Annotated in this window: 11 protein-coding genes and 1 pseudogene; 5 read left to right on the top strand and 7 right to left on the bottom strand. The window is 44.7% G+C overall.

Annotated features, from left to right (window positions below; all coding sequences use genetic code 11):
- Window positions 1-266 (top strand): annotated as a pseudogene (locus AC3OH0_RS03170) (gamma-glutamyltransferase family protein); the annotation flags it as partial.
- A gap of 155 nt (window positions 267-421) precedes the next feature.
- Here AC3OH0_RS03170 and AC3OH0_RS03165 read toward each other — a convergent pair.
- From AC3OH0_RS03165 to AC3OH0_RS03140, 6 genes are read right to left on the bottom strand one after another with little or no spacing between them, the layout of a single operon-like run.
- A complete protein-coding gene (locus tag AC3OH0_RS03165; protein WP_498344747.1) occupies window positions 422-1,357 on the bottom strand; it encodes a beta-ribofuranosylaminobenzene 5'-phosphate synthase family protein in 936 nt (311 codons plus the stop codon).
- Window positions 1,342-1,959: a DUF447 domain-containing protein gene (locus AC3OH0_RS03160; protein ID WP_498344746.1), complete on the bottom strand. Its 618-nt coding sequence runs from the start codon at window positions 1,957-1,959 to the stop codon at window positions 1,342-1,344. The genes AC3OH0_RS03165 and AC3OH0_RS03160 overlap by 16 nt, the downstream gene beginning before the upstream one ends.
- Window positions 1,956-3,146: a DUF1464 family protein gene (locus tag AC3OH0_RS03155; protein WP_498344745.1), complete on the bottom strand. Its 1,191-nt coding sequence runs from the start codon at window positions 3,144-3,146 to the stop codon at window positions 1,956-1,958. The genes AC3OH0_RS03160 and AC3OH0_RS03155 overlap by 4 nt, the downstream gene beginning before the upstream one ends.
- Before the next feature lie 6 nt (window positions 3,147-3,152).
- Window positions 3,153-4,583: an MATE family efflux transporter gene (locus AC3OH0_RS03150; RefSeq protein WP_498344744.1), complete on the bottom strand. Its 1,431-nt coding sequence runs from the start codon at window positions 4,581-4,583 to the stop codon at window positions 3,153-3,155.
- Window positions 4,584-4,594: 11 nt separating this feature from the next.
- Window positions 4,595-5,317 carry an HAD family hydrolase gene (locus AC3OH0_RS03145; protein WP_498344743.1) on the bottom strand — a complete coding sequence of 241 codons (723 nt, stop codon included), beginning with the start codon at window positions 5,315-5,317 and terminating at the stop codon, window positions 4,595-4,597.
- Entirely contained in the window at window positions 5,298-5,780 is a 483-nt protein-coding gene (locus AC3OH0_RS03140; RefSeq protein WP_498344742.1) for a MogA/MoaB family molybdenum cofactor biosynthesis protein, read from the bottom strand. Before AC3OH0_RS03140 ends, AC3OH0_RS03145 begins: the two co-directional genes overlap by 20 nt.
- 66 nt (window positions 5,781-5,846) lie before the next feature.
- Between AC3OH0_RS03140 and AC3OH0_RS03135 the strand changes: the two genes are divergently transcribed.
- The gene (locus AC3OH0_RS03135) at window positions 5,847-6,218 is read left to right on the top strand and encodes an MGMT family protein (protein WP_498344741.1); all 372 of its coding nucleotides are present in this window, start codon (window positions 5,847-5,849) and stop codon (window positions 6,216-6,218) included.
- Here AC3OH0_RS03135 and AC3OH0_RS03130 read toward each other — a convergent pair.
- Window positions 6,215-6,577 (bottom strand): transcriptional regulator, encoded by a 363-nt coding sequence (locus AC3OH0_RS03130; RefSeq protein WP_498344740.1) that lies wholly within the window; start codon window positions 6,575-6,577, stop codon window positions 6,215-6,217. The genes AC3OH0_RS03135 and AC3OH0_RS03130 overlap by 4 nt on opposite strands.
- Window positions 6,578-6,724: 147 nt before the next feature.
- On the opposite strand from AC3OH0_RS03130, the gene AC3OH0_RS03125 reads away from it, so the two are divergent.
- The 3 genes from AC3OH0_RS03125 to AC3OH0_RS03115 all read left to right on the top strand — a co-directional run.
- Window positions 6,725-7,627 carry a hypothetical protein gene (locus AC3OH0_RS03125; RefSeq protein WP_498344739.1) on the top strand — a complete coding sequence of 301 codons (903 nt, stop codon included), beginning with the start codon at window positions 6,725-6,727 and terminating at the stop codon, window positions 7,625-7,627.
- Between the two features lie 94 nt (window positions 7,628-7,721).
- Window positions 7,722-8,717, top strand: a complete 996-nt coding sequence (locus tag AC3OH0_RS03120) for a molybdopterin-binding protein (protein ID WP_498344738.1) — start codon at window positions 7,722-7,724, stop codon at window positions 8,715-8,717.
- 13 nt (window positions 8,718-8,730) lie between these two features.
- On the top strand, window positions 8,731-9,332 hold a 602-nt coding region (locus AC3OH0_RS03115; protein WP_498344737.1), incomplete at its 3' end, for a molybdate ABC transporter substrate-binding protein.

Below are 9,332 nucleotides of genomic sequence, written 5' to 3'. Positions count from 1 at the left end.
ATTTAAGAGTGTATGAAAACCTATTTATATATGGTATGAATCTTGTCGAAGCCCTCGATGCCCCGAGGTTCATATACACTCAACCGCACGGTAAACAAGTTGTTGAGATCGAGCCACCGCTTCAACTAGCTAGTTCCGACAAGGTTTCATCCATATCAACCCAACCCTACGGAACACATGGGCACGTCCACGTCTCTATTAAGAAGGAAGGATTAGTGGCCCTGGGGAACGACCCGAGAAGTGAGGGAATCGCTATTGCTCTATGAACACGATCATGCACAGCGCACTTTCCACTCTACCTGATAATTTCTTCTGCCCACGAATACGAGAATTATTTTGAGAAAAGCCAGTTGTCTCAACCAATAATACATTTCATGCATCCATTCTTCCTTAATCTTACTTACGAGATACTATTCCGGATTTAGGAATATCGAGTAATCATAAAAGCGCCACGATTATCCGGTTCAACTATTAAAACATCACCCTTTACGATTCCGGATACTTGGCTTTTTATCTCATCAGCGCTTTCACCAGGAGGTAATATTCCGTAAACCGTAGGGCCCCATGAAGACTGCCCGACCCCTCTGATGCCAAGCTTCTTTAAAACTTCAACAACTACTTCGGAATGCTTGGAGAAGACTCCGCCTTGATACTTGCTGAACATTTTCCCAACAACCAATTGCAACATCTCCAGGCTATTCGAAAATCCCTCAATGTCTTCCTCTATGATCGAAGGAATCATCTCAACGAATAAGTGGTATGATGCTTCATGAATCAGTGACTCAGGAATTCCCTCGACAGCTCCGAAGACCCTACTTTCCTCCTCGTCGCTCAAACCCTTCCCCTCCGGTATCACTACAATAAGCCTCCATTTCTCAGGGAATTGCAGCCTCAAATAAAGCATTACTTTATCTCTTCCTTTTACCCCGGAGTCAACGATAAATCCGCCGTGCTGGAAAACGTATTTACCCACGCCAGATACTCTTCCAATACCCAAGATGGAGGAGACTTCCTCTATATCGAAGGGAATATTATTTGCTGTGAGGAGGCCTTTCGCCACTGAAAGGAGCAGTTGGGTTGTCGAGCCAAGACCCACATGCTTTGGAATAGTCTTCCTTATCTCTACTCCTCCCTTGCGCAAATCATACTTCTCTATGAGCGGCCGTAACTTCAACATTACTTCTTCAGACCTGGGCCCTCTGAAAGAAAGCTCTTTCTCTTTTTTAACAACGATTTCAACCCGGGGACGGTTAATCGCTAATCCAGCTCCTAGGTAAAGTCTCAAATCTCTTCTAAAAGGATTAATCATCCCGAAGTGTAGACGCGCAGGTGATGATATGATTATTTCCTCGCCCAACCTGAAACCATCTCTTTCAACTTACTTGCAAGCTTTAGCTCGGCTTCATCCATGCATGTTTTCCACACTACTTCATGCGAATAATCAAAAAACTTCTCAAATCTTTCCTGGAGTTCTTCTCTCTCCGGCTTGGATGACACCTCCCTAATCTTCGATGCGTAAATTATCATCTCTATTAGAAACGCCCTGCACCTCGAATAAGGCTCAAGGCTACTATAGTATGCGGGATTCTCAATAACCTTCTCAACCCGGTATTCGAATAGAAAAACCTCCTCTTGTGGCAAAATCTTACTCCTCCTTGCTATTATGTAGCCGTAAGCGCTCCGCAACACGGGGAGGCCGTCGATAAATCCTACCTCTTCCTTGGGAATACCCCCTGTTTCCTCCTTGAATGTGGAAAGGAAATAAAGATGGGGATCGTCCGTGATGTTCAAAACAGCGTTGGGATACGTGGTCAGCAGTGAAGATATCCTTGCGGAAATGTACACTTTTAACTTGACAGCATTGCCGTAGATTTGAAAACCAAGCGGGGTGAAATAGGGCTGCCCATCGGCTAGAACGCTAACAATGGCCTCATACCACATGTTCTCCCTAATTCTCAAGTAGCCCACCAAGACATGTTCACGGCGTGGGCTCTAAATCCTACATTTCTAAGCCTGAGAAAGTTCTTGCCAAGCCTTGTTTCTTTGAAACCAGGGATCAATATGTAGTCCAAGGCGCTTCCTGAGGCCTTGTCTACTTTTACATGGGTAATAAGATTGCCGTATACTCCGCCTGACAAACCATCCCCTACTACCGCGTATCCTTGAGCCGTCTCCTTGACTCTTACAGCACCATTCAATCCTTTCATTAACGCTACCTTACCAATATCTCTCAGTCTTCCCTCCAACTGAATCCTAACTTCAGGTATTTTTGAAACCCTTCCTGAAAGCAGTATTACAAAAGGTTCCCTGACACTGTAACTTACTTGACGAACAGCCTTCACAACGCCTTCAATGAAAGCTTCAAGACAAGTCTTACTCCTCCAATCACTAACAGATTTGTCAACCAAATCCTCGGGCGCCAGCACCCCTGTTAGAGGACCACATCCCGTTGTGAAAACATACTGCTTATCTAATCTCCCGATGGACTGCGCAACCTCCAGGTCTAACGCCCCCGCTGTCAGGAATCCCGGCCCAGGCATTAACGAGCCTCCAATGCCGTCAACTATTAAGCCTTTCTCTACTCCGATTACAGCATTGTATCCGAATCCAAGCTCCACATGTATATAGTTCACTTGATCATATTCAAGGCCTAAAGTATTCGCAACTTCATGAATACCTAAGACGGTTACGGCTAGCTTATCCGCCGTTCCCATATCTATTTTGTTAAGCTTCCGGTGCAATGGAATGGTGGGAAGGTTTATAACGCCTGGTATTAGCAATTTTTTGGCTTTGAGCTCGTATAATTTCTCTACAAGCCTTACCATGGCGAAGTATATGTTGGCACCGATGATTCCTTTTTCAACGCTCTCCAGAATTTCTTCACGCGTCGTGGCCAGTATGAACGTGTAATACCATTCTTCCAACACTTCTCTCGGGACCGCTTCCAAGTCCATTGGTTCCACTCCGTACCCTGAAGGAACGACTACTACGTCGAAGGGTTCGAGCTCGACTATTTTGTCATAGATGGCTTCAGGATTAGAAGCAACCTCCTTGGTTTCAATAAAAGCCTCTCCCGCGATCTCCCCGTTATCTAGGAGGCAGAGATCCATGGTTTTGGTACCTGGGTCTATCCCGAGAACTCTCACACCTCATCACTTGTTCAAGGCTCTGTTAGCGGCCCCATATAGTGTTATCTTTCCCTCTGGTTTAAATAGAGGCACCGCCCACGTGCCATAGTGAACCCATGCGTACATTGTTATCCCTGAGAAGTAATTACTCAAAGCCATGGCAACCCAAATACCCATTGTTGCCCATCCCAACTGGTTTGATAAAAAGTATCCGAGCGCAAGCCTTATCCCCCACAGCCTTATCACGCCAATAAGTGTTGGAGTCAATGTTTTACCGGATCCTCTCCCAACAGACATGCCTATGAAGAAGAGAGTGAAAAACGGGAGACTGGGGAGGAAAAGGGAAACAAATCTTTCGGTTTCACTATAGACCAATGGATTGCTGGTGAAAATGTTGATGAAAAAGCCTCTGAACAAGAATACGATTATTGACGCCATTGTCGTAGAGACAGCAATATATACTGAGGAAAGCCTCGCTATCTTCTTAGCGCGTTCGACAAGGCCGGCTCCTAAAGCCTGGCCTATCATCACTGCGACGCTACTTGTAAACCCCCATAGAAAAGCGTCAGCGAGATCCATGAGTAAAAACCCTATGGCGGCTGCAGTGGCAGCGTATTCGCCGTATTGATTGATCAACGCGTTCTGGAACATAAATGCAAGCGAGTTGGAGGACATCATGAGTGTGACAGGGGCACCTATTTTAAAGCTCATTAACACCCATTCCTTCTCCAAGCGCTTTGTCAGCCTAGGGGCCAGGTAAGGGTACCTTTTACTTAGAAACACCATCATGGTAACCAACCCTGCGAGTCTCGCCAGCACCGTGGCTATTGCTGCTCCTACAGCGCCCATTGGAGGGATCACGTAAACCCCGTTTACATTTAAGCCAACAATGAACGGCGGGTCTAGGATGAAGTTTGATAATGCAGCAAACAGGTTTACGTAAGCCGGGGTTCTCGTGTCCCCTATCGACTGAAGGATTGTTGAATAAGTGAGCGTTAATGCTGAAAACACTATGTCAATGGCGATAATCCCAGAGTATCCGAGCACGTCCTCGTACAACGCTGGCGGTGTTTGAACAATATACTTGAAAATAAATGGTCTAAGATAGAAATAAGTCACCGCGAGCAATGCATTGAGCGATAAGGAAACTGTCACAAACTGTGAAACCGTTTCACGAGCCCCTTCATACCTCTTCCCGCCTACCAGCTGGCTGATGATTGCAAGATTTGCAGTCATCAACCCATTTATTACGGCGTTGAGGAACATGAAGGTTGGCCAAACCTGTCTTGGAACAGCCAGCGCTATCTCGCTGTACCTGCTAAGCCAGAATGAGTCAACCAGGTTGTATGATATGTTTACCAGTTGAACCAGCATTAAAGGAAGGCCAAGCCATAAGAGCGTCTTGCCGACTGGACCGTTTAAAATGTTCTCCCTATACTTTCCGAGGGACTCCATAAAAATCACCTTCAGAATTTATCAATCACTCTTAAAAGCTCCCGCATATCGTTTATTACCGCGGTTCGTAATGGCTTAACCAGAATTGATTCGTTACCGTTCCGCCGGATTAGAACAGCATGGAAACCGGAGGAAAGAGCGCCACCCACATCCTCTACAACATTATCCCCAACATGGATTATTCTCTCAGGCTCGCATCCCACGATTTCCGCATATTTTAAAAACACTTCCCTATCCGGTTTTGAATACCCGATTTTATCTGAAAACACATATGTAGAAAAATAACTAGATAAGCCCATCCTCTCAAGCAGTGAAACCGTAAACCGGCTTGGCCAGAAAAGAACATTACCGATAATGCCTATTTCCAAGCCTAGCTGGCTCAATCCGTCGAGGGTTGGAATCACGTCCTGATACAATGCGTCATCAGCTCTTGTTTTCGCGAAAGCTTCCTCGATCACACTGTTAAGTATGTCTACACTTATCCCCAACATTTCAGCCATTATTTCCCTTGACTTGCTGAGAAGCTGGTCCGGTGATAACCCAGGGTTTTTTCTCCTCAGCGCTTTAGACCTTTCATACGCTTCCAATACTTTGGTATTATAAAGGTTCGCATCCTCCCCCTCCCTCTCTGCAAGCACGTGAGCAATTCTTCTAAGCATGTGGTCGAGATCGATTAGGGTTCCCCAAACATCGAACGATACACTACAGTGTTTCTCATTTGTGTACGCCTTCAAACCTATCAACCTCCTCAACAAGATGCTCTAAAATATTCAACAGTATGTTAACGCCTAGCTCGACGGCTTCCGGAGATCCCGGGAGGCAAACCACTATCCTACCGTCGTGAAGTATAAAAAGCTCGCTCCTGGTTAAGACACCCCTATAACCCTTGACTTCAAAAGACTTAGCCCTAAATATCTCTCCAAAGCCTGGTAAATGCCTCCATGCAACCTGCGAGACAACATCTACAGTGATATCGCGAGGACCTGGCCCGGTTCCGCCGATGAAAATTATTACCCTAGACTTAGCATTTCTTAAAACTCTAAGAAGCTCTCTATGCGAGTTAGGAATAACCATAAAGTTTTCCACGTTGTACCCCTTCCTCTCAACAATTCTCCTTGCCACTGAGCCGCTGGTGTCCTCAGCCAACCCTTCGTAAACCCTGTCGCTCACTACTATGATGTCTACTGACACGGGCATTTCATCATCAGCTCTTATTATGCGTTATTTATCGGTGGGATTATAAATAAGAACCATGTGAAACCAATGTTCGTGGTCACCGTTAATAACAATACTGTGAAGATACGTCAAGCAGGATTTAATGATATTTGTGAAGCCGTTTTCATACTTACGAACTTGATACCTGTTGGAAAAATATCCTCCTATAGCGAGATTGGCAGGCTACTAGGAGTTCACCCGAGACTAGTCGCCAAGTGTTTGATGAAAAATGAAAATCCTATAACAACTCCGTGCCACAGGGTTGTTTATAACGATGGCAGAGTTGGGGGTTATTCATTCGGCGGTGGTAAAGTCAAAGCGAAAATATTGCAGATTGAAGGGGTTTTACAAAGCGATGAATTCCGTGTGCCCAAGAATGCTTTCTTCAGCTTAGAAGAGTTAATTAAGACGGCCTCCTAAGACTTCTTGTAAACTCTTGAAGGACTTTCCTCAACCGCCTTTAAAACTTCATCAGCCAGGTTTGTTCTCATTAAGAACTGGCACAGATCGCAGACATATGGTCCTCTATATTTCTTCGTAGACATTTCCACGGCCAGGTCATCCAGATATCTTCTGAAATCCTTGAACCCCAGGATGACTTCAAAATACTTGCTTCTTCTCCGGCCTGTTACAGCGTAATTGACGAGGGATTGCTTCAATCCTAGAATCTTAGCTGCGTCTAACTGGCTTAGATTGTAATCTAAGACAAGCTTCCTGCTGAGATACATTCTCACGGCTGGGAGTATCTTCCTATTGTATACTTCGCAAAAAGATTTCAAAAATCTCCACCAGTGTTTCCTAACAATTAACTAAGTTAATAAACATTGTTATTGGAGAGCAGCCGAGCCACGGGGATCAAATAGTTACAGTTCTGTCCAATACTTTATATGTTTAAGAAAACTGATCTTAATAATGGTGATTCCCATTTGTCGCAACAGAAGCAGTACAAGAAAGAGTTTGAAAAATTGCTGATTCTACCAGTCTCCAAGGAAGATGTTGAAAAAGCCTTATTGAATCTGGAGGCTTTATTCAGTTTTTACAAAATTTTCAAGGCCTCTGGCAGCGGGAGCAACGTCGAGGCTCAGTGGGTTTACAAACCCTCAGCGTTCTCCAGTAAAAAATTATTATTGAAAACAAGTGCTAGGAAACTTAGAGATGATGTAATACTTATTGAGGGATTTTCCGAGGACATGGATTTCACGATCAGCTGCAAAGTTCTGCAAGTATTTTACGCGGTGCACACCAGTATTAAAGCAGAGTGCAAGGGCGTATACAGAGATATTTGCGACAAATTCTTCGCTACAATTATGGATGAACTCAGGGAGTATATCATAAAGGTTTCCGGGGAGAAGCCTGCAGAACACAAACCGACTCCCCCGGTTGAAAAAGCTGAGCCTACAATATCTCCACCGAGTGAGACACGTGTGATGCAACCACCTAAAACACCGGCCCCGGTTGTTCAGGAGGAAAAGATCGATGTGCAGAAACTTTACGATGAATTCACTCTTGCTATGGCCATCATGAAAGCTGAGCTAATAACTACGGTAACATTGAAGCCCGTGTGGAGCATCCACAGCATTAATGAAATAATAGAGTCCAATGCGAAAAAGATTCGAGAATACAAACTGTCAATCCTGACCTTAAAGACGCCTGATGGAAAAGCCGAGGTTTTCTTATTTATAAAACCATCTGGAATACCGGTGGCTTTCAAAGGCAGGATCGAAGGGGTTGAGTACAGGGGAAACGGGAAGGACTTTGAAAAAATAACCGTCCTGCTTTACGATGCGGAGATGCAGGCCCGGCTCTGGGGGTTAAGAGAGCTACCTTAAACTTTTTTACATGCGACAATAAAACTACTTAACAATCCGTTTAAATCAGTTTTATATTGTCAATTCCCCGATTTTACACATTAAGGCGTTACTTATGCTGAAAAAAATTGAAGAATCCGTGGGTTTAAAAGCAGCTCACGACTATTCTGCTGTAACGCCTGAGTATAAAGGAGCAGTAGTTAAGAAGGGTGAAGTCATCAGTCCAGAACACGTTGAGCTTATGAAGCAACATGGCCACTACTACGTATATGTTGAAGCTGGGGACGGGGACTGGCTGTGGGAAGATAAGGCGGTGGTTGAGTTTGGAAAAGCAGTCGTAGATGAAAATATTGAAGTTGTCCCGAGGAGTGAGGGGAAAGCATTTCTACTAGCAAAGAGTAAAGGCTTGGTAAGGATTAATCGTGCAGGCCTTTTGAAAGTTAACACTACCGGTTTATTCTTACTGATAACTTTGAGAACAGGCTCCTTCGTACGGGAAAAAGGCTTGATCGGTATCGTTGACATGGTTCCATTAAAAATAAGCCAGGAATCCTTCAACAAGCTACTAGAGAACTTGAGGAGCGATACCCCTATAATTTCGATCAATCCAGCAACACCTAAGAAAGCAGCAATCATAGTTACTGGAAATGAAATAGTTGATGGATTGAAAAAAGACCTCGCGGGACCCCTCATAGAAGAGAAGCTTAAGAGCTTCGACTGTCAAGTTGTATTTTACGCACAGTCCCGCGACGACGAAGAGGAGATAGCGCGTAAAATTCTCGAAGGCGTTGAAGCCGCCGATGTGGTGATCGTTTCAGGAGGTATGAGCGTTGACCCTACAGATAAAACCCCAGTAGCAATTAGTAGGGTGGCTGACAGAATCGTTTTCTACGGGATACCGATAAAGCCAACAACCATGTCTATGCTTGCTTATAAAAAGGATAAGGCGATTTTAGGTGTTTCCAGCGGAATCATTCACTTCCCAGATTACAATGTACTCGACGTTATTCTCCCCTGGGTAGCCTCTAACACGGAGCCCTCAAGGGAATATATTGCAGAACTGGGTGAAGGAGGGCTCTCCAACTATTTCCTGAGAAAGATGAAGCTTTAAGGGTGGAAAAACAATGGTCCACCGCGTCTACTTAGTTTTAAGCTTGCTTGCCTTAACTCTCGTAGCATCCTTCCTCATATACCATAACTTAACACCTGAGTTAACACATGAGAAGCCCCAGGAAATTTTCTTCCTCCTACCTCCCTTGCTTTACAGGCCTTTAAAACCCTCCATAGACTATTTCAACTCCAACACCCCAGCGTACAAGATCACCGTGTACGTCCAGCCCACAGGCTCGCTAATAACCAGGATTAAACTTTCAGGAGAAGGAGACGTTCTCGGTACTGCTGACTCCGAGTATATGCAAGCCATGTTGGAGGAAGGATTAGTCTACAGCGATAAGATGTTTTTGTTCTCCTATTCAATACCAGCGCTCATAGTTCCCAAGGACAACCCTTACAATATCACCAGCCTAGTAGACCTTGTCTCAAAAGATGTTAAGATCGCTATAGCGAATCCCGACGTAGCTTCTTCAGGAAAAATGGCTGTCAACCTGTTAAAATATAATGGAATTTACGAGGCCCTCAAGGACCGCTTAGTTATCCTTGCAGACATTAGTGAGCTTGCAAGACAGGTATCCCTCGGCCTCGTGGATGTTGCCATATCCTATCACTT

The sequence above is a fragment of the Thermosphaera sp. genome, from assembly GCF_059755995.1.
Note: the sequence above shows the minus strand (reverse complement) of the source record. Positions and strands in the feature narration are given on the sequence as shown.

What these genes read in the sequence shown, in the direction of transcription:
- AC3OH0_RS03135 (WP_498344741.1), top strand. Translation starts at nt 5,847, where the DNA reads ATGTTCGTGGTCACCGTTAATAACAATACTGTGAAGATACGTCAAGCA.
- AC3OH0_RS03140 (WP_498344742.1), bottom strand. Translation starts at nt 5,780, where the DNA reads ATGCCCGTGTCAGTAGACATCATAGTAGTGAGCGACAGGGTTTACGAA.
- AC3OH0_RS03120 (WP_498344738.1), top strand. Translation starts at nt 7,722, where the DNA reads ATGCTGAAAAAAATTGAAGAATCCGTGGGTTTAAAAGCAGCTCACGAC.
- AC3OH0_RS03150 (WP_498344744.1), bottom strand. Translation starts at nt 4,583, where the DNA reads ATGGAGTCCCTCGGAAAGTATAGGGAGAACATTTTAAACGGTCCAGTC.